Origin of the sequence: Blautia caccae (genome assembly GCF_040095955.1) — a bacterium.
GTDB classification, from domain to species: Bacteria; Bacillota; Clostridia; order Lachnospirales; family Lachnospiraceae; genus Blautia; species Blautia celeris.
The window spans coordinates 224,765-245,986 of record NZ_JBBMFP010000001.1; the positions used below are offsets into that span (position 1 = coordinate 224,765).

A 21,222-nucleotide genomic window follows, 5' to 3' on the forward strand; every position below is an offset into this window, starting at 1 on the left:
GCCTGTATCTCCCGGTCAATTGGCCGATGCTTTTACTTCCAGCTTCTCCGCCTTCTGGTAATTCAGCAGGAAAATACCTGCGCATACCAGCAGCAGCGCCGTGACGATCTTCCACCCTTCCGCCTGATTCTGCTCGTGCAGAAAGACCGAGGAGAGGATAACCCCAAACACGGGATTGGTAAATCCGAAAATAGCGATTCTGGACACCGGATGGTGCTTCAGCAAAATCCCCCACACGGAAAATGCCACAGAAGAGATCAGTGCCAGATACACCAGCATAACCACTCCCTGCATGGAAACCGTATGAATGCGCCCTCCAAGGCCAAAACCGCATACCATCATGACCAGACCGCCGATCATAAACTGATATCCGCTTAAAACCACAGGGTCCTCATCCCGTGAATATATTTTCAGCAGACTGGACGCAAAGGCATAGGCAGTGACAGATACCAGCAGGAATCCTTCGCCGTTTATTTTAAGCCCTGCCCCCATGCCGCTGCCGTTTAGATTCACCAGCACGACTCCGGCAAATCCCACGATACAGGCCGCAATCTTCTTCCCTGTCAGTTTCTCCTGGTGAAAGATCAGGCTGGCAACCAGTATGCTTAAAAATGTATTGGATGCCGTTATAATAGAGCCTTTCACCCCCGTGGTATGGGCCAGCCCCAGATAGAAAAACACATACTGCAGGATTGTCTGAAACATGGAGAGCTTCACGATCTTACCCCATGACCTTCTCTTTGGCACCAGCACCTTTCTCTGAAGAATGCTGCCGAATACCACAGCCAGCAGCCCCGCCAGGGCAAAACGCATACCGGCAAATAAAATCTGCGACGCCGGGCTGTCCCCCGGTATCTCAAACAGTTTGTATCCGATTTTTATACTTGGAAACGCGCTTCCCCAGAGTGCATTGCACAGAACGGCAAGCCCGCAGACCACCCAGGCCTTTTCCAGCATTGGTTTTTTACATGTATTCATTTCTCCGTGCTCTCCTCTTCTGATACACGGTAATCCTTCAAAATCACATCCGCGAATTCTTCCTTCACATGAAACTCCTCTATAAGGCTTTCTTTGACCAGCTCTCTGGCTGCTTTTAACTGTCTGCAAGTCTCCAGCATTGCAGGTATTATAGTCTCCAGCCTTTTTTCTTCTTCGAGCTCCCGGCTGTCTTCCTGTTCGTCATGCGCCTGCATAGTTCCTCCTCGCTTTCCTTCATATGTAAAAGACGGTTTCTCCGATACATATCTGCCCGGAAAAATTAACAAGATATATTATTCAGTATAGAGGATATTGCATCATTTGGCAAACAAAATATTATTAACTATTCAGTGACTATATTGTTCCCTCCCCGCCGAATAATTTTCCTGCTCTCCTTCCTCTGCAGTCTCAGTCCAATATTCGTAATCCATTTGTGCTGCCATTCCAATTCTTTATATTAAATATCTCTTTAATAAACGGGTCAATTCTATAATATCGATAGGCTTTGCTATATGGGCATTCATACCGGACTCCATACAATGCTGTATGTCATCAGAAAAGGCATCTGCACTCATAGCAATGATTGGGATAGATAAGGCATCCGGGTGACTTATTCGGCGAATTGCCTTAGCAGCCTCATACCCTGTCATATGCGGCATCCTTATATCCATAAGAATGGCATCGTAATACCCCGCCGGTGATTTTTGAAACTTGTCCAGACATATCTGACCATCTTCTGCCCAATCCAGTTCTGCACCCAAGTCAGACAATAATTCACTTGCAACCTCCCAGTTAAGCTCATTATCCTCGGCAAGCAGGATACGGCATCCGGATAGATCCGTATTTTGGTCCCATTTTGAGCCATGTTCTGTTTCCATTTCCATATACTGACGTAAAGCATGATACAGTGTAGATTTAAATAGTGGTTTTGAAATAAAACCACTAATACCTGCTTCACGGGCCTCAGCCTCAAATTCACTCCAGTCGTATGCAGAAATCAGCAGGATCGGTACTTCATCTCCCAGATTACGCCGGATTTCTTTTGCAGCCTGAACCCCATTCATACCGGGTAGTTTCCAATCTAATAGAATGATTTGATAATCGTCTCTTCTTCGGTGGTGTTGGATTACCAGCTCTACTGCTTTTTCTCCGCTTAATGTCCATTCAGCTTTTATTCCCATGTCTTCCAGTGTGTCCATAACTGTCTTACATAATAATTCATCATCATCAACCACCAGCATATTCCAGGGGGGAAGAGCCATATCCATATCCATTTCTACTGCATCCGCTTTTTCAAAATCAAACGTGAGATGAAATTCGGTACCTTGATCCGGTTCACTTTTTATATCAATGGTTCCCTTCATTGCATCCACAATGTACTTCGTTATGGCCATTCCCAAACCGGCCCCTTCCGTTTTATGTATTCTGGTTTCATCTGCACGGCTATAGGATTCATATATTTTTTTGAGAAAATCCGGCGACATACCGATTCCGTTATCCCTGACCTTGATATGAATTCGGATATAGTTTTCTGCTTTCGGAGATTTTTCTTCAGAAAGGGATAATTGTATTGAACCGCCTTCCGGAGTATACTTTGTTGCATTTGATAAGAGATTTAACAAAATCTGATTCAAACGTACACCATCGCACCACACATTCTCTGTTAGAATATTCTCAACATGTATGTCAAAGGTTTGATTTTTAGTCTTAACCTGCGGCTGCATAATGTTAACAATTCCTTCAACAACTTCTTTTAATGAAATTTGTTCTGTTGTTAAAGTTAATTTTCCGCTTTCAATTTTAGACATATCCAAAACATCATTGATCAGCCCTAACAGATGTTTACTCGATAATGTAATTTTTCTGAGGCAGTTCTGTACCTGTTTCCGGTCATCTATGTGAGCTGTGGCAATCGTGGTCATGCCTACGATTGCATTCATGGGTGTACGGATATCATGGCTCATATTTGCCAAAAATTCGCTTTTAGCTCTGTTCGCTTCAAGAGCCGCCTGCCGTGCTTTCTCTAATTCATGCACCTGAGAACGGGTTATGGAGAAATACCGAAGAAAAATCAAGGTTAAAATAAGCAAAACAGAGGCACAGGACAATAATGTCATGAACATACGCTGGCCGCTCAGATTGTTTATGGCATCATCCAGTATACTATAAGGCATTACCGATACTAAATACCACTCAGAATAGGGTAACGATATACCGTATATTTGTCGTTCTTCACCATTTACTTCAAATGTTGTAGCATATTCTTCATGATTTTTTAGTGCAGCACCAAATTCTTTAATTGCATTTTCTACAGATAACTCATTGGGTGCAGCATCAAGCTGCTTTTGCAGCTGTTCAAAGAAATACCACAACTCCGTGTTGGGGTTCTGTATTACAAAACTGCCGTCCGGCCTGATAATATGATAATACATCAGCTGCCCGTCATCCTCCAAGGAAAGAAAATCGGTAATATATTCCAGAGGAATGGCAGCAATCAGACCAGTGCTCTTATGGCCATTGTGCATCGGATAAGCAGCGTCAACGCCAAACAATACCACTTCATTTCCGGCAGAATCAACACCTACAGCGACTCGCTGCTCCCCCTTTAACAATGCTTCTGTAAAAGGTTCCGGATTAAGTGGCTGTATGGATTGTCCATAAAGTGTCTGAAAATCCCCCTCCGCAGAACAAAGCGCCAAATAGTCAAACCCCCTGACCTGGGCCCTGTAAATGAGTTCCTCATATAAATTCTTCCTATCTTTGTTATCTGTTGAGACAACAGAAACAACGCCGCTGACCTGATCAAAACGCAATTTAATCACAGTTTCAAAGTGCCTGGACATTTGTTCATTCATTCCGGACATGTAAATATTTCCAATTTCATAAACAGTCTTTTTACTTTTCCGGCTCATATAGATTCCAAGCAGACTGAAAATAATAATACTAAAGATCAAAAGACCAATGAAACTGCATATCAGAAAACGCGTTGCAGAATTCCTCTTTTTACTGTTTCCCATTGATGCTATTCCTCTCTTTCAGATGATGCCGTGCTGTCCTTATTCTTGTCAAAAAAACTGAACTCACTTTCAAGCAGATCAGCAATTTCTTCCAGACACAGTAAAAGGGCAGGATTAAATGCACCACATTGTCCTTCCAAAATCATTTTCAAAGATTCTTCATGTGAATAAGCTTTCTTATAGCAGCGCTCACTGGTCAAAGCATCGTATACATCAGCCAGAGCAACAACCGGGGCAGATATTGGTATTTCTTCTCCCTTTAATCCATCCGGATAACCATTGCCATCATACCTTTCGTGGTGCCATCGGCAAATCTCAGAGGCTACTTTGACAAGCGGGGCTTCCTGTTGTTCAATGGGCAGGTCTGACAGCATATCAGCGCCGACCATTGCGTGAGTTTTTATTACTTCAAACTCCTCTGCCGTAAGACGTCCTGGTTTGTTTAATATTGTATCCGGAATTGATATTTTTCCAATATCATGCAGCGCTGAAGCAGTGCTTATTAATGAAATATCTGCTTTGGACAAAAAGTATTGATCTGTACGCTGAACCAACTGCTTCAGCAAATATTTTGTAATAGTATTTACACGCAATATATGTAATCCGCTCTCTCCATTGCGGAATTCCACAATGTGAGACAGGATTGAGATCATCAACTCATTATTTTTTTCCTGTTCCTGTAACTGTTCTGCGATAATTTTCTCAAGACGCTGCTGCCGCGCATAGAGAAACATCGTATTAGAAATTCGGCGCTGGACTATGGTCAGATCAAAAGGACGGCTGATATAGTCAAAAGCCCCCAAATCATAAGCCCGCTTTATATTTGCAGGGGAATCGTCAGCAGAAATCATAATAACAGCCAGGGTGTCGTTCCAGTGATATTTGTTGATGCAGGCTAACACTTCAAGGCCATCCATTTCCGGCATCATAATATCCAGCAGCAGAAGGGAAAAATCTGCTCTTTGCTTTGAAAGAAGAGAAATTGCTTCTGCACCATTTTCAGCCTCAGCTACATCATATTGCTCTTTCAGGATCTCTGCCAAAAGCGCGCGATTCATTTCTGAATCGTCTGCAATTAAGATTTTTTGCTTTTCCATGGTTCCAAATCTCTTTCTTAATAATAATACGTTTTTATTATAACTATTTTGCTTACCTATTCGCAACACCCATTTTGGTCAGGTGTACAAATAGGTTTATGCCTTTTGATACTGACAAAATTGGTTTGTCATGGTATAATCCAGATAGATAGGAGGCAAGTTATGAAACCACAAGAAACAAAATTTACATTTGTTTATAATGAAATCAGGCAGTGTATTTTAGAGGGCCAAATACCGCCCGGAAATTCCCTGCCGTCCTCAAGGATGTACTGCGAGCAATTTCATGTAAGCAGATATACGATCAACCGTGTCTTTGACGCATTACGGGCAGAAGGACTGGTTGATATTCAGCCTCGGCTTGCACCAATTGTTGTTTCAAAAAAAGATACTTGTAATTCATCAAATACTGTTTTCGAGATTTTAAAACAAAGGGAAGGTATCTTACAGGTATATCAGACTTTTGCTCTAATACTGCCTTCACTTATGGTTTTTTCTTTGCAAGGGTGTGATGTGGAGATAATGCCCCACTATAAACAGGCTATGAAAGTATTACGTTTGGGATATTCCTCAGGTGGATGGGATGCTCCTTCCAAATTAGTATATGATATACTAAAAATAGGTGGTAATTCCCTATTCAGCGAACTCTATTCTACATTTGGCCTTTATAATAAACTTGCATTTTTTGCAGAAAATTGTCCTTATTTCTCTGAGTACTTTTTACAGAGGACTGCATCTGTAACCAGTGTTATTATAGATACACTAAAGGGCAATGATCCGCTCACAAAGTACAACCGGTTATCCCATATGTATCAAGAACTTACGGATTCTATTGAAAAAACGTTAAATTACCTATTAGAGACAACGCCAGAATGTCCTGTGCAAACGGGTTTGAAGTTTTCGTGGAATCCCATGCGTGGTCAGGATTATTATTACTCAAAAATTGTTGATGACATAAATCTGAAAATCGGCCTTGGAGAATACTCTGTCGGAATGTATCTTCCATATGAAAAGCAGCTGGCTGGCCAGTATGATGTCTCTTTATCGACAGTCAGAAGGGCATTGGCAGAACTGGAACAGAGAGGTTTCGTAAAAACGTTAAATGGTAAAGGCACTATAGTTATAGAACCGGATGATACTAAACTTCATCAGCTGGCTCTTAATTCCGGGTATGTTGAAAAGGCATTACGTTACCTTCATGCCTTACAACTTATGGTATTGATTATTCACCCGGCATCATTAGCTGCAGCTCCGCAATTTACTAAAGCAGAACTGGACGAGTTAGCAAACAGATTTACTTCTCCCGGCTCTATTTATTTAACGGATATTTTAGAATTCATAATGAAACATACCACGTTAGAACCTCTATATGTTATATTATCTGAAACCAATCATCTTCTTGAATGGGGGCACCATTTCGCCTATTATCCGTCCAAGAAACATACACTCACACATCTCAATAAGAAAGTCATTCTGGCCTTTCAGCAGTTAAGGGAAGGTAATGCTGTCTCTTTTGCAGATGGCATAGCAGATTGTTACCGTTATAATTTGGTTTGTATGAAGAAGCATATGGCAGAGAAATATAGGTTTCATAACGTAGCTAATATTCGGGTTCCGGAAAAATACCAGACAGCAGGCAATGGTTTCTTCCGGACGGCAGACAGCTAAATGGGCAAAGGGACACCGTTTCATAACCGTGTCCCTTTGCCCATTTAGCTGTCTGCCGTTATTTGTTTGTTTTGTCAGTTTCCTAACGACATTCGCTTAAACGAAGTACGCCTTGTCTTTCCTCTTCACAATTCACTTTCCGAGTACCATTTCCACAGCCTTTTTCCACCCGGAATATTTCTTATCCACAAGGCTTTTTTCCATCTGCGGTTCAAAAGAAGTCCTCTTCATTTTCGCAAAAAGTTCTTCCTTTTTGTAGATGCCAAGTCCAATACCTGCAGCATACGCGGCCCCGATCCCGGACAGTTCCTCAGCTTCTGGCACCTGTACCGGTATGCCGGCCATATCGCTTTGGAACTGCATGAGATAGGCATTTTTTGTGGGACCGCCGTCTACCCGCAGTTCCCGGATCGGTATCTCGGCATCCTCCTCCATGGCTTTTAAAATGTCCGTGATCTGGTACGCAATGCAGTCAAGTCCTGCGCGCACCATTTCCGCTTTCCCTGTGGTCCTGGTGATCCCACAGAGAATCCCGGTGGCTGAACTGTCCCAGTAGGGGGCACCAAGGCCGGTAAATGCGGGTACAAAATATGTCCTGTCCTCCGGCGCCGCCTCCCTTGCAAGCCGCTCTGTCTCCGCTGCGGACGCAACCATCTGAAGGTCCTTCTGCATCCAGCTTATCACTGCACCCGTATAATTGATATTGCCTTCCAGCACATAATTTACCTGCCCGTCCATCCCCCAGGCCAGGGAAGAAACTAAACCGTGGCTGCCAAATACCGGTGTTTTTCCCACATTCATCATCACAGAGGAGCCGGTGCCGTAAGTGGCTTTCACCATTCCCTCCTCCAGGCATCCCTGCCCGAAGAGAGCGCCGTGGGAATCTCCCAGCACTCCGTGTATGGAAACCGGTTTATCCAGAAATCCTTCAAAATCCGTCTCCCCATAGTAACCATTGGAGTCCGAAACCCGGGGCAGATTTTCCGCCGGGATTTTAAAGACCCTGCAGATTTCCTCATCCCAGGCAAGTGTCTTGATATTGAAGAGCTGGGTTCTGGATGCGTTGGAATAATCCGTAAGAAAGGATCTGCCGCCTGTGAGCCGGTATACCAGGAAACTGTCCATGGTTCCATAACACAGATCACCTTTTTCGGCTCTTTCCCGGGCGCCCTCCACATTTTCCAGTATCCAGGCAATCTTTGCCGCTGAAAAGTAGGGGGAGAGCTTAAGCCCTGTCCGTTCTCTTATCATACCCGCACTGTCTGTGATCCTGCTGCAGATCTCCTCTCCCCTGGCACACTGCCATACCACGGCGTTATATACCGGTCTGCCATCCTTTTTCCAGGCAAGGGCAGTCTCCCTCTGGTTGCTGATGCCCGCGCCTGCTATCAGGTTCTTATCGATACCGGCCTTTTCCACCACATTCTTAACCGTCTGAATGGTGTTCCTGTAGATCTCCTCCGGGTCATGCTCCACCCAGCCGTTGTTATCTATGATCTGCCTGTGGGAAAGGTCCGCACGGGCAATCAGGGCTCCCTGTCTGTCAAAAAGCAGTGCTTTTGTCCCCTGCGTGCTCTGGTCAATTCCCAGTATGTATCTCTCCATATCAGACTAACTCCCTGGCTTTTGCTGCGATTCCTTCTGCGTTTAATCCGTAGTAATCAAATACCTCCTTTGAGGTTCCTGTGATGACCGGCGCATCCGGCAGGGACAGGTTCACAACCTTTTTCGGGCATTCGCTTCCCACTGCCTGGCTTACCATACTGCCAAGTCCGCCGAAGGGAGCGTGCTCCTCCGCTGTGATCACAGCCTTCACACCGGATACCATCCGGAGCAGAGTCTCTTTGTCAAAAGGCTTTACACAGTACATATCCAAGACTGCTGCACTGATGCCTTCCTTTTCCAGCAGCTTCGCTGCGTCAAGAGAAGGCTTTACCATCTCTCCGCACGCTACGATTGCCACGTCATTTCCCTCTTTCACCACGGTGGCTTTATCCATTTCAAAAGGACAATTTCCTTCTTCATAGACATCCTCCACCGCGTTTCTCCCCACACGGATATAGGCAGGTTTTTCATCTCCGAGCAGCGCTTCTGTCAGGCACTTCGTCTGATTTTTATCACTTGGTATGTAAACCCTCATGTTCGGAACCGCTGACATGGCAGCGATATCCTGGGCAGAGTGGTGGCTCATGCCCAGGGCACCGTAGCTGATGCCGCCGCTGATGCCGATCAGCTTCACATTGGTATTGGAATAGGCCACATCCACCTTTGCCTGCTCGTAGCTTCTGGTAGATAAAAAGCAGGCAGGGGATACTGCGTAGGCTTTCTTACCACATTTTGCAAGGCCCGCGGAAATACTCACCAGATTCTGTTCCGCAATGCCCACCTCCACAAACTGTTCCGGGTAATTCTCTGCAAAAGGTGTCATGGACGCGGAACCGCGGGAGTCACTGCACAGCACCACAACGTCTTTATCTGTCTTTGCTTTCTCCATCAGTACCTGGCAGATCACCTGTTTATTTGCTATCTTATTCATGAAGAGCAGCCTCCTTCCCTGCGGCGAAATCACTGATAATCTGATTATATTCCTCCTGTGTAGGTACCTTGTGATGCCAATTTGCCTTATTTTCCATAACAGGGGAACCATACCCTTTTGTGGTATTTGCTATGATGACACTTGGTTTTCCCTTTGTCTGTGACGCCTCTGAAAATGCCTGCAGAAGTTCATCCAAATCGTTTCCCCGCACACTGATCACATGCCATCCGAAGGAGGAAAATCTCTCTGCCAGATCATCATGTCCCATCACATCTTCCGTACAGCCGGAAATCTGCAGCCTGTTTCTGTCCACCACTGCACAGAGGTTATCCAGATGATACTGGTTGGCAGCCATGGCTCCCTCCCAGACAGAACCTTCCGCCAGCTCACCGTCTCCCATAACCGTATATACCCGGTATTCCTTTTTGTTCATCTTTCCTGCCAAAGCCATTCCCACGCATACGGGAAGGCCGTGTCCGAGGGATCCGGAATTCATCTCGATTCCCGGCAGTTTATTGTTTGGATGTCCGATGTAAGAGGAACCGAACTTTGAAAACTTTTCTTTTACCTCTTCCAGATCAAGGAATCCCTTTGCGCACAGCACCGCATAATAAGCCTCCATGGAATGTCCCTTGCTGAGGACAAACCGGTCTCTGTCCGGGTCATCTGCCCGTTTCGGAGAAACATTCATAACACGGAAATACAGAGCGGCCAGGATTTCCATAACACTCATATCACCGCCGATATGACCTCCCTTTCCGGCAACAATAATATCAACCGTATCCCTGCGCAGATCAAACACTTTCGCTTTCAGATCATCCATCTCATTCACCTCTCAAATATGCCTTAACCTGTTCCTCGATCGGATCATACAGATCCGGTTTTACACCTATATACTTGCAGGCCTCGTAGAGCACGGGCACCACATCCTTGTGAATACCCACACAGTGATGGATGTATGGCCCTTCCACCAGCTTTGCCTCCAGGCGCTTAAGATTCTCAACCTCGACCCAGACATAGGTACCCTTGGTATACGGTCCTTCCACACCTTTCGCGTGCCCCAGAAGCAGGGAGTATTCTCCGTTGTCTCCGTCAAAACGGCACAGGGTCATATCCCCGTGTTTTGCCTCAGCCTCCACAGCTCCGGGATGGTCAAAGGCCAGGGGATAACCGATGGACGGCCTTTCCTTTGCCACAGAGACAGGCCAGGGGCCGCAGTGCTGCAAAAGCTCACCGTTTTCATTGTCAGGATGACGTACCGTCCAGTCTGCAAAGAAGGTTCTGGCCTCATCCATGCCTGCTGCTTCCATAAGAAGTGCTGTGACGGCGCCGTGTATATCCGTCTCACAGACGACCGGGATTCCCTCCTCATTCAGCAGGGAATTGGCCGCGCAGGGCATAATTCCGATCTCTCCCTGAAGGGCATTCCAGCACTGGATGGCAATAGCATTACAGCCGTATTTTTCTGCCAGATTCTTCATGGCAGCTTTCAGTGCAGCCACGTTTTCCAATTCGTTTTCCCTGATCCTGACACACATATTATCATGACAGTATGCCATGATCTTTGCCACCTCGGTGCCCTCTTCCTTTACCTTTTTCATCTCTTTTGTCAATTCCGGAATCGGTATGGGTGAAAGCTGGATATTGAATCTTTCCAGCAGTTCTCCCTCGTTGCACATGGTACTCCAGAAGTCAAACGGGCGCGGCCCGATCTGCAGGATTCTTGTATTTCTGAACACCTTCACCACATTGCACACAGCCAGGAAATCCCGGATTCCCCGCTCGAACTCCGGGTCTGTAAGCCTGCAGTTTGTCATGTAGGTAAACGGTACCTGAAACCTTCTCAGAACCTTGCCTGTGGCAAAAAGCCCGCACTGGCTGTCACGGAGACGGACGCCGTTCTCATCCGGGCGCTCATCCCTGGGTCCCCATAAAAGCACCGGAACATTCAGTTCCTTGGCCAGTCTTGCGACTTCATACTCTGTGCCGAAATTGCCGTGGGGGAAGAAGAGGCCGTCCACCTTCTCCGCCTTGAATTTTTCCGCGATCTTTATTCTGTCTGCCTCGTTGTACAGAAGTCCTTCCTCATTGATATCCTTAATATCCACAAAGGAAACGTCCAGTTCACCCAGTCTTTCCCTTGTCAAATCCGCATATTTAATAGCATCCGGAGCACTGAAAATGCTCCTTCGTGTTGGGGCGAACCCTAATTTTATCTTATTCAAACTCACACACCCTGCTTTCTAATTTTTAAGTTCAAGGACACTGTCCCGCTCAATAAATTCCGTACAGATCTGAATCTTTGTCTTGGCTGTGCTCCTCTCCTGCATCATTTCCACAATGCGGCGCACTGCCAGCCTTCCCATCTCCTGCTTGGGCACCCTGAGGCTTGTCAGCCTGGGCACTGCGATCTCACAGAAGGGGAGGTCATCAAATCCGATGATCGACACATCCTGCGGCACCCGGTAGCCGGATTCCTGCAGCGCTTTCATGGCTCCCAGAGCCAGATTGTCATTATCCGCAAAAAAGGCGGTGGGCAGCTCCGGTTTTCCTTCCAGATACCGCAGCATGTCTTGGTGGGCAGCCTCCATAGTAACGCCGATGGTCACCGTGTACCTGTTCTCCAGCCTCAGATTGTGCTTATTGAGAGCAATCTGAAATCCGGAAGCCCTGGAGCCGAACGCCTTGATCCGGTAACTGCCCCGCAGATATCCGATTCTGGTATGGCCTTTCTGGATCAGATACTCCCCGGCCATTCTGGCCGCGTCCGCGTTGTTGATAAACACCCCGTCAAACGACATATCGTGGTTCCAGTAATCCAGCACCAGAAAAGGTACCTTCATGCCCCTGAACACCGCTGCCTCCTCGTCTGTAAGCTCTGTGCCCAGAAGCACAATGGCGGAAGCCCGGTCCAGGCACAGGTTTTCCACCTGTCTTTTATAATCCTCTGTCTGCCGGTCCAGATAACAGAGCGCCATCTCATAGCCGGCCTCCCTGCATTCCTTTTCAAATCCGTCCACTACCAGGGAAAAGAAGGGATTGTCATCCACGATCAGGCCCTTGTCCTTATAGATGACAAGCTTGATCTTCGTGATCCCCATCTCCCCGATATAGCCCAGTTCCTTGGCTGCACGGAGAATTTCTGACGCGGTGTCCTTATTCACACCTTTTTTATGGTTCAAAGCATTGGATACGGTAGCCGGAGAAAATCCTGTATATTCTGATATGGTCCTTATATTTACTTTCACCGTCTCACCTCCAACAAAATCTTATGCTTTTTTTATCTGCACTGCCATGTACTGTTTTCCCGGCAGCTCAACTCTGAATTTCCCTTTATGGATGCCCCTGTTCTCCACAGTCATATTCCAGGTATCCAGCACGCGGACTTCAAACGCAGTCTCATCGTCAAAGTAAAAATCCCGGAAGGATGGGCGCATGAAGCTGTAATAAAACAGATAATACTCTTTTACAGCCTTGATCTGGGATGTACTCTCCTCAGGTACGGCACACACTTCATCCCAGCCGCATTTTTCATAGGGCATAAGTCCAATGCCCGGCGTCTCCTTCATGATATCCAGAAGGAATCCGAAACGCTTGTGGCTCTCCCCGTGAAGTTCCCCGCCGTGTGACCACCAGAGGATATCCTGGGGATGCATATATGTCTCTCCGTGTCCCGGATACCCGCCCCGCACAGCGGCCTCCCAGAATCTGCGCAGCATCTCCTCTCCGCTTATATTGCCCCAGCCGTGCTGGATATTTCCCTCATAGGCGATCTCATCCAGTACAACAGGTTTTTTGTACTTCTCCCGCCATTCATTCACCAGCTCTGAAGATTTGTACAAATCCTGCCTCTGGATGCTGCAGTGCGTGATCCATGGGCGGTTATGGTCGTAGAAATTTCTGCAGTTGTGGATGGAACGCAGATGTTTGTATGGGTCTTTTTCGCAGATGATTTTTGCGTAACGCTCCCAGTCTTCCACACTTTTTTCCTCAAACAGGTCAAATTCATTTGCCAGAGACCACCAGATATTTCTGTAGGCTGCGAACCGGGCGATCACATACTTCCAGTAAAGGTCATCCTCCTCAGGCTTCATACAGGAAAATCCCCAGCGGTCATAAGGATGCATGACGATCAGATCCGCGTCAATACCTAAGTCTCTGAGAGCCTCAATGCATTTCTCAATATGTCTGAAATGTTCCGTGTTGAATCTGGTAAAATCCCAGTTATTCCCCTCACTTCTTCCTGTGTATTCCTGGAAGTTCTCCTTTGTGAGCACACTGGAATCCATAGGTGTTCCCTGGTAAGGATAGGAGCGCGGTTCCCCCAGGTTATAGTCATAATGTTTCGGGAAAACGCAGAAACGTATCTTATTAAAAGCGCTCGCCTTTAATGTTTTAAGTGTCTTCTCAATCAGTTCGTCGGACTGCAGGTCCCACACATAGCAGGTCGTTCCCACAGAGTAATAGGGTGTGCCGTCCTCGTACGCAAAATGGTATGTATTCGCCACTCTCACAGGACCGTGATTGTCCTGTCCGGGAGCTGTCGCTGTAAAACTTCCCTCCAGGTCAGAGTCTAAGAATCCCGCGTGGATCCTGAAGGTATATTCCTCCTCAAAAGAGGGCATAAACCGCAATTTATAGATGCCTTCCCCGTCGTAAAAGCCGTCGGCTTCTGTGCACTCATTTTTGCTCTCAAAGGTTCCTGTCACTTCATAGTCCGTGAATGGATTTCCCGTTGCAGGACCCTGGAACTCCACCTCAAAGACATCCCATTTCTCCACCTGCTTTTTATATTTCATTGTCTCCATACTCTACCTCCAAGTCTTTTTCTTTAAACGGTCAGGCTTTTACAGCACCGGCCATACCTTCCACGAAATGTCTCTGGAAAATCAGATACACGATCAGCACCGGAATAACGGAGATCAGCACACCCGCGCACAGATAGCCGTAATCTGTTCCATGCTCGCCCACGAAGGTCATGATACCTACCGGAACGGTTTTCTTCATATTATCATTGATAATAACGCTTGCCAGCAGATACTCATTCCATGTGGACAAAAAGTCTGTGATGATCAGTGTTGCCACAGCAGGCTTTGCCACCGGGAAGATAATTTTATAAAACAACTGCCATTTGTTGCATCCGTCAATGTATGCCGCCTCGTCAAGCTCCCTGGGGACACCGTTGAAAAAGCCCCGCAGGATCAGAATACCAAAGGAGATACCGAAACCCACATATACATAGAACAGTCCAAAATAAGAGTTCAGCAGGCCCAGTTTGCTGTAGATCACATTGATCGGTACCAGGGCTGTCTGCATGGGAAGCATCATTCCGATGAGAAAGAAGATAAAAGTTCCCGTTTTATGCCTGATTTCCAGTCTGGTCAGGGCAAAAGCTGCCAGTGCCTCAATGAAAATTCCCAGAGGCACTTTTAAACAGGATACAATCAGGTCGTTTTTCATATAAGTGAACAGCCGGCCTTTTGTAATGGCATTGACAAAGTTGTCCCAGGCAACGTGTGCCGGCATACTGAACAATCCCGCGCCGCTGTAGAAATCAGATTTACTCTTGATCGCAGTTGCCACCAGTGTGAACATGGGTACCACCCAGATAAGCGCCAGGATGATCAGAACAAGATATAATACTGCTTTTTTTGTGATTTTCTTTGTTTTTCCTTCCACGATAATCCCTCCCCGCTAATCTTCTTTTGCTGTAAAGGATACATAAGGAATGATAACGATCATCATCATCAGTACCATAATACAGGCAACTGCTGTTCCGTATCCCACGTTGTTGTACTGGAACACCTGTGAATACATATAGGTGGAAAGCATCTGAGTGGCATTGTTTGGACCGCCGCCGGTAAGCCCCTGCACCACATCGTAAACCTTCATGGCTGCAACGATCAGTGTTGCAATAACAATGACAAAGGTATCCTTAAGGAGCGGTACTTTGATCAGGAAAAACTGCTCAATTCCGTTGGCACCGTCAATGGTCGCCGCCTCCAGAACATCCGGTGAGATAGCCTGCAGACCTGCCAGAAACAGGATCATGGGCTGTCCGATCGCCTGCCACAGAGCTGCCGCGAATACGGCATATAGACTGACATTGGGGTCCGATATCCATCCCTGGGTAAAATTGATCCCCAGTGCTTTGAAAAATTCATTGATAAATCCAATGTTGGGGTTGTAGATCCATCTCCAGATAATAGCCACCGCAATGGGTGCGATGACACATGGGAAATAGAAAAAGCCTCTGAAGAAGGTACGTCCTCTAAACTGCTTGCTCAGTATCACTGCAAAGAGCAGTGCAATGGTCATGGTCACAAATATAGTCAAAACAATCCAGATCAGGTTGTTGATAATTGCCGTATGAAAGATTTTATCGCCTTTAAAAAGATTTATGTAATTAGATAAGCCAACAAACTGTTTCTCGCCGATACCGTTCCATTTGAACAGGCTGATAAAGAAGGAGTAGCACACAGGTGCCACGATCACGGATAAATAGATGACCGCCGCCGGGAGCAGGAAGAAATACGCGGCTTTGTCCGTCCTGGTATAATTATTCTTTTTTTTCATGGTTTCACTCCAATCTGTTTGGTCAGTGCAGTGGTTTTCAAAAAACGGAGGAGTGGCCTTCACCCCTCCGCGTTCTTATATTACATGTCTTTTCTCTGTTATTTGTTATTGTAAGCCTCAATTGCCTCCTGAATGCTCTTCGCTCCGTCTTCCGGTGTCATCTGACCATTGGCAATGGCATCCTGCGCATTGAACAGTACATCTGCAACCTCTGTGGGGAATGCCTGGTCTGTGATGGTGAAGATGCCGTTTTTCTCAGATGTCTCTAACAGTACAGGTACGTTCGGCTGTCCTTCCGGCATTTCTGCGCCTACTACCGGCAGCGGAAGGTTGTAATACTCCGCATATTTTACTGTGTTTTCTTCATTATAATAGTAATCTGTAAAACGCATGCAGGCATCCAGCTCTTCCTCTGTATTGTCCACATTGAACTGTGTCATCTCAGCAAATGCTGACATTCTGTTTGTCTCACCGCTTGGGAATGCAAAGACACCATACTGGTCCATATCAAGACCTTCCTGAATGATCTTGCCATCCTGCCACTGTCCCTGGATATCCATTGCGCACTGTCCGTTTGCCATACCGATCAGGGTGTCATTAGGGTCCTGGGTCAGGAATCCGTCCGGGAAATAGCCTTTCTCACAGAACTCCTGGTATTTTGCAAGAGCCTGTACCACTGCGTCGTTGTCATAGCTCTCATCAAATGTGTTCATCTTGTCATGGAGTTCAGAACCTGCATAGTGTTCAATGAGCAGTTCCACAAAACGCATGGTGTGCCAGCCGTTGAGACCCGCTGTGGATATGGGAGTGATGCCGTTTTCCTTTAATTTTGCACAGGCTGCCTCAAACTCCTCGAAAGTAGTGGGTACTGCTATGCCGTTCTCCTCAAAGATATCTTTTCTGTAATAAACACCCAGAACATTGTAGCTTGTAGGATAGCCGGAAAGTTTTCCATCCAATGTACAAAGGTCCATGGATGTCTGTGTAAATTTCTCATCCCATTTGTTTTCTTTTGCATAATCTGTCAGGTCATATGTAAGGCCGTTCTCTGCATAGAAGCCTCCCAGGCTTCCGCCCCAGTTGAACCACATATTCGGAAGGGTTTTAGAAGAAGCGGCAACTTTGCAGGCATCCTTGATTCCGTCTGTATCATAATAGGAAACGGTTACATGGACATCTTCATTTTGTTTGTTGAACTCCTCCACAATGGGATCCACTGCATTCTGCCTTGTGTTCAGTGTCCAGAAGGTAACTTCCGTAGCTCCGCTCTTGGCGCCTTCCCCTTGGGTACTGCTTTCTTTTGTCTCGGAACCGCCGTCGCTTCCGCATCCTGAAAGTGCCATAGAGATCACTATTGCTGATGCCATTGTCAATGCCATTACTTTTTTAATTTTCATTTTGAATCCTCCCTGAAATTTTAAACACATTGTTTAAATCGTTTTTGCTTTCATTTAAATATCGACGTCGTTTATTTAAATTTTCTTGCTCTTGATTTAAATTTATTTTAGCATTTGTTTATATATTTTTCAAGTGTGTTTTTGCTTTTTGCTCATTTTCATAATATTTACATTCTTTTTTTATATATATTGCACATAAAGTTGTCATTTAAATCTATATTCTCACCTGCATTTTAGTGTTTAGATAAAGTTTTATATAAATTTTTATATAAATAAATTCAGGATATATTTTATATAAAACTAAAATTATTTTATTTTCATACCGAACCTTAACAAAAAAAGAAAACTGCACTGCTATACTTCTGACCTGGGATATTGTATAATGAGGCAAATTAGACTTTAGTGGGGTAATATTTATGGAACTTATTTTAAAAAGGGCAACTTGCGAAGACGCAGAACTTATTTGGAAAATGCAGATTGAAACATTTTCTGACTTATACGAAAAATATCAGGACACTGATACCAGTCCTGCAACTGAACCACTTGAAAAAATTTTATCTCGCCTCCGGCAATGCTTTACCTATTATTACATAATAGAAGTTGATAAAAATATCGTCGGGGCATTACGTGTCGTGGACAAAAAGGAAAAAGGAAGTGCGAAACGTATCTCACCTATATTTATTTTGAAAAAATATAGAAATATGGGAATTGCGCAGGCGGCAATTATCGAAGCGGAACGCATACACGGCAATGATAATTGGGAATTAGATACAATTTTATCGGAAAAAGGAAATTGCTATTTGTATGAAAAAATGGGATTCAAAAGCACTGGGAAAACCGAAAAGGTAAATGACAAAATGACTTTAGTTTTTTATCAAAAATGATAAAATATAATCCAGTATCATTCCTGTATCAAACAGGGGATTCAGCGTAAAATGCATTAAGGATACGGTAATCCACAGTCTGGTCGCAGGCGTTGACGGAATGCCGAAATGAAAATCCTGGATCTGGGAACCGGCTCCGGATTTTGATGCTGTTATGAGCCGGTTTCCCAAAGACGTGACAGACGGATATTCCCTGGAAATCCGGAATGATGAAATCTGGATCACTGAGAAGGTCACAATCTGCTGTTTCAAAAACAAACCGAAAATCAAGATACTTCTGCCTTTCCGCCTACCCCTTTACACTGTTGCCCTCCGCCATTTTTTCATTCACCAGCACCATCCGCCCAAAGCCATCATCCGGGCGGTTCATAAGTTCCAAAAGGAGCTCTGCCATAAGTACACTCCTCTTTTTATGAGGTACTTCAAAGTGGGTCAGTTTATAGGGCAGCAGTACCGTGTCGGGAATGGCGTCAATTCCCAGAAGAGATATCTGATCCGGCACGGATATGCCCAGCTTCATAAGGGACTGGGCCGTCCCCACGGAAACCAGAAAGTTTTCCAGAAACACCGCGTCCGGCAGCACATCACAGCGGGTAAAGTATTCCTCTGCCCTCCGCTCTATCTCCTCCCTCTCGTTCCCTGTCTCCCAAAAGCTGCCTGAAATCTCAGGATTTCTGTTGAGATACTCCAAAAAAGCCTCTCTTCTTGCCCTGAAATTATAGATGGCCTCCGCGTTCTGAAAATATACGATCCTTCTGCAGCCATGGGCTTTCAGATATTCCATCCCCTGAAAGACAGCCTGACGGTTGTTAAAGTTCACCATATTCCAGCCGGCCTCCCCGGATCCGCAGTCACTCATGACAAGAGGAACCCTGCACAGGGAGATCAGTTCATAATCCTTCTCACCGAATTCATCCGCCCGCAGCAGTATGCCCCTGGTCCCGTCCGTATTGCTTTTCAGCAGCGCCTCCTTCAGTTCCTCATAGCCGTAAGCATACACAAGCCTGACCTCCAGCTTGTCCCTCTGAAGGCGCTCCACGCTCTCCACATAGGTGATCCTGAAGAACGACCCCATCCCCCCTGACAGTACACGGGGAGAATTTTCAAAGATGATCAGTTTCACAAAGGTTCCTTTCGTCACATCTTTTCCCTGCTGGCCGCTGATATATTCCAGTATCCGCTTCCTTGTCTCCTCATTTACCCCCGGTTTGCCGTTGATGGCAAGGGATACCGTGGCGGTGGACACACCCAGGGCCTCTGCCACCTCTTTTGATTTAACCTTCATCGCCGTCACCGCCGTTTCTGTCCTTCAGATCCCTGACACTGTCGCGCTCCACAAAGATTGTGCATACCTGGGTCTTGGTCTTGATCTTATCGGTACCGTTTATCACTTCCAGAATCCTTCTGACCGCCACACGCCCCATCTCCTGCTTCGGAACCCGCAGAGTCGTAAGCGGAGGATTGGCGATCTCACAGAACGGCAGATCATCAAATCCCACCACAGAGATATCTTCCGGCACCTGATACCCCTTTTCCTGCAGCGCCCGGATCGCCCCCAGAGCCACCATATCATTATCCGCGAAATAGGCTGTGGGAAGCTCAGGCCCGGTCTTCAGATATGCCTTCATATCCTCATAAGCGCCATTGATAGTGGTGGACAGCGTAACAGTATATCTCTTCTCCGGAACCAGCCCCGCTTTATTGAGGGCAGTCGCATACCCGACGGCTCTGGAGCGGAATGCTTTGATCCTGAATTCCCCTCTCAGATAACCAATCCTTCTATGCCCCTTTCGCAGCAGATATTCTGTTGCCATACGGGCAGAATCCGCGTTGTTGATCAGAACGCCGTTAAAGCTCATGTCCCAGCTCCAGTAGTCCAGCATGAGAAAGGGGCAGGACGCATTCTTATAGAGAGCCACATCCTCCTCCATCAGCTCTGTTCCCAGCATGATCACCGCGGAAGAATTGTCATGTATCAGCCAGTTCACCTGTTCCTCGTAGTCCTCGTCCTCATAATTCAGGCGGCACAGCACCATCTCCATCCCCGATGCCCGGCACTCTTTCTCGATTCCGTCGATCAGAAGTGAAAAAAAAGGCGTATCGTCTATGATCAAACCATTTCTCTTGAAGATAACGAATTTGATTTTCCCGATACGCGATTCACTGATATAACCCATCTCTTTCGCCACACGGAAAATCTCGGCTGCCGTATCTGCATTGACCCCTTTTTTGTGGTTCAGTGCATTGGAAACCGTAGCAGGCGAGAATCCTGTGCGCTCACTGATATCTTTTATACTTACTTTCATATTCCGACCTATCCCTTTATCCAGACTTTTTGCATATAAAATTTACATATAAATATTTTATCAAAAAGTTTAAATATTTTCAATAAGCCTGTCCTTTTTCTTTCCACATCTTCACAAACACCGGCACATACAGCACCCAGGTCACAGCCATGAGCACGCCGCAGCACACAATCAGGGCATTTACCAGGGATAAGGGCAGCCGCAGGAAGAAAAACAGCACAAACATCACTACATAAGAAAACGCAGTACAGACCTTCCCATACCATTTTGCCCCATCCAGCTTTCTGCCCCGGTAATGTGACAGCAAAAGCCCCATGATTCCCATAAAGCCCTCTTTCAATATAAACAGCCCCACCAGCCAGCGCATATTTTCATACCGGAAAGCCAGACATAGGATCATAGCACCCAAAGTCAGCTTGTCCGCCACCGGGTCCAGGGCTTTCCCCAGCTCTGTGATCATATGAAAATGCCTCGCCACTTTGCCGTCCAGCATATCCGTGATCCCGGAAATCCCCACCAGCACAGCGGCAATATAATACTCCCTCACCGACTCCGCATGATAATACAAAAGGACATAGACCGGGATCAAAAGAATCCGGAAATACCCCATGATGTTCGGAATGGAAAAAATCTCTTTCCTGGTCAATGGTTTTTCAAAAAATGCCATACAAATCCTCCGCCGGGCGCAGGCCGTAAAACGCATCCTGCACAACCCGGAAATCCTTAAACTTCTGAAGCACCTTACTGCTTATAATGATAATCACAA

General features: G+C 46.1%; 18 protein-coding genes and 1 pseudogene. 2 read left to right on the forward strand and 17 right to left on the reverse strand.

Annotated elements, in window-relative coordinates:
• Positions 1–15: 15 nt before the first annotated feature.
• The 4 genes and pseudogenes from WMO65_RS00980 to WMO65_RS00995 all read right to left on the reverse strand — a co-directional run.
• Complete coding sequence (locus WMO65_RS00980; RefSeq protein ID WP_148393041.1) at positions 16–978, reverse strand: DMT family transporter; 963 nt, start codon at positions 976–978, stop codon at positions 16–18.
• On the reverse strand, positions 975–1,193 hold the full coding sequence (locus WMO65_RS00985) for a hypothetical protein (RefSeq protein WP_033143563.1): 219 nt from the start codon (positions 1,191–1,193) through the stop codon (positions 975–977). Before WMO65_RS00985 ends, WMO65_RS00980 begins: the two co-directional genes overlap by 4 nt.
• A gap of 237 nt (positions 1,194–1,430) precedes the next feature.
• Positions 1,431–3,995, reverse strand: a complete 2,565-nt coding sequence (locus tag WMO65_RS00990) for a hybrid sensor histidine kinase/response regulator (RefSeq protein WP_148393042.1) — start codon at positions 3,993–3,995, stop codon at positions 1,431–1,433.
• Between the two features lie 62 nt (positions 3,996–4,057).
• Positions 4,058–5,092 (reverse strand): annotated as a pseudogene (locus WMO65_RS00995) (HD-GYP domain-containing protein); the annotation flags it as partial.
• Between the two features lie 162 nt (positions 5,093–5,254).
• Here WMO65_RS00995 and WMO65_RS01000 point away from each other — a divergent pair.
• A complete protein-coding gene (locus WMO65_RS01000; protein WP_148393043.1) occupies positions 5,255–6,757 on the forward strand; it encodes a GntR family transcriptional regulator in 1,503 nt (500 codons plus the stop codon).
• Between the two features lie 132 nt (positions 6,758–6,889).
• Here WMO65_RS01000 and WMO65_RS01005 read toward each other — a convergent pair whose 3' ends face one another.
• The 9 genes from WMO65_RS01005 to WMO65_RS01045 all read right to left on the reverse strand — a co-directional run bounded on the left by WMO65_RS01005 (position 6,890) and on the right by WMO65_RS01045 (position 17,266).
• Entirely contained in the window at positions 6,890–8,362 is a 1,473-nt protein-coding gene (locus WMO65_RS01005) for an FGGY-family carbohydrate kinase (protein ID WP_148393044.1), read from the reverse strand.
• 1 nt (position 8,363) lies between these two features.
• The gene (locus tag WMO65_RS01010; protein ID WP_033143566.1) at positions 8,364–9,293 is read right to left on the reverse strand and encodes a transketolase family protein; all 930 of its coding nucleotides are present in this window, start codon (positions 9,291–9,293) and stop codon (positions 8,364–8,366) included.
• Positions 9,286–10,116 (reverse strand): transketolase, encoded by an 831-nt coding sequence (locus tag WMO65_RS01015; RefSeq protein ID WP_033143567.1) that lies wholly within the window; start codon positions 10,114–10,116, stop codon positions 9,286–9,288. Before WMO65_RS01015 ends, WMO65_RS01010 begins: the two co-directional genes overlap by 8 nt.
• A 1-nt stretch (position 10,117) precedes the next feature.
• Entirely contained in the window at positions 10,118–11,518 is a 1,401-nt protein-coding gene (locus tag WMO65_RS01020) for an L-fucose/L-arabinose isomerase family protein (RefSeq protein WP_148393045.1), read from the reverse strand.
• Positions 11,519–11,536: 18 nt separating this feature from the next.
• Entirely contained in the window at positions 11,537–12,541 is a 1,005-nt protein-coding gene (locus WMO65_RS01025; protein WP_033143569.1) for a LacI family DNA-binding transcriptional regulator, read from the reverse strand.
• Between the two features lie 21 nt (positions 12,542–12,562).
• Complete coding sequence (locus tag WMO65_RS01030) at positions 12,563–14,101, reverse strand: DUF5605 domain-containing protein (RefSeq protein ID WP_187370632.1); 1,539 nt, start codon at positions 14,099–14,101, stop codon at positions 12,563–12,565.
• A gap of 31 nt (positions 14,102–14,132) precedes the next feature.
• Positions 14,133–14,972, reverse strand: coding sequence for a carbohydrate ABC transporter permease (locus tag WMO65_RS01035; protein ID WP_052099702.1), 840 nt, complete (start codon positions 14,970–14,972; stop codon positions 14,133–14,135).
• 15 nt (positions 14,973–14,987) lie between these two features.
• Positions 14,988–15,869, reverse strand: a complete 882-nt coding sequence (locus tag WMO65_RS01040; protein ID WP_148393046.1) for a carbohydrate ABC transporter permease — start codon at positions 15,867–15,869, stop codon at positions 14,988–14,990.
• 98 nt (positions 15,870–15,967) lie between these two features.
• The gene (locus WMO65_RS01045) at positions 15,968–17,266 is read right to left on the reverse strand and encodes an ABC transporter substrate-binding protein (protein ID WP_148393047.1); all 1,299 of its coding nucleotides are present in this window, start codon (positions 17,264–17,266) and stop codon (positions 15,968–15,970) included.
• A gap of 416 nt (positions 17,267–17,682) precedes the next feature.
• On the opposite strand from WMO65_RS01045, the gene WMO65_RS01050 reads away from it, so the two are divergent.
• Positions 17,683–18,150, forward strand: coding sequence for a GNAT family N-acetyltransferase (locus WMO65_RS01050; protein WP_349063537.1), 468 nt, complete (start codon positions 17,683–17,685; stop codon positions 18,148–18,150).
• Here WMO65_RS01050 and WMO65_RS01055 read toward each other — a convergent pair.
• The 4 genes from WMO65_RS01055 to WMO65_RS01070 form a co-directional block, all read right to left on the reverse strand.
• Positions 18,130–18,420, reverse strand: coding sequence for a hypothetical protein (locus WMO65_RS01055; protein WP_103733146.1), 291 nt, complete (start codon positions 18,418–18,420; stop codon positions 18,130–18,132). The genes WMO65_RS01050 and WMO65_RS01055 overlap by 21 nt on opposite strands.
• 19 nt (positions 18,421–18,439) lie before the next feature.
• Positions 18,440–19,435, reverse strand: coding sequence for a LacI family DNA-binding transcriptional regulator (locus WMO65_RS01060; protein WP_033143572.1), 996 nt, complete (start codon positions 19,433–19,435; stop codon positions 18,440–18,442).
• Positions 19,425–20,456 (reverse strand): LacI family DNA-binding transcriptional regulator, encoded by a 1,032-nt coding sequence (locus tag WMO65_RS01065; RefSeq protein WP_033143573.1) that lies wholly within the window; start codon positions 20,454–20,456, stop codon positions 19,425–19,427. The genes WMO65_RS01060 and WMO65_RS01065 overlap by 11 nt, the downstream gene beginning before the upstream one ends.
• A gap of 79 nt (positions 20,457–20,535) precedes the next feature.
• The gene (locus WMO65_RS01070; protein WP_054350935.1) at positions 20,536–21,123 is read right to left on the reverse strand and encodes a CDP-alcohol phosphatidyltransferase family protein; all 588 of its coding nucleotides are present in this window, start codon (positions 21,121–21,123) and stop codon (positions 20,536–20,538) included.
• Between the last annotated feature and the right edge of the window lie 99 nt (positions 21,124–21,222).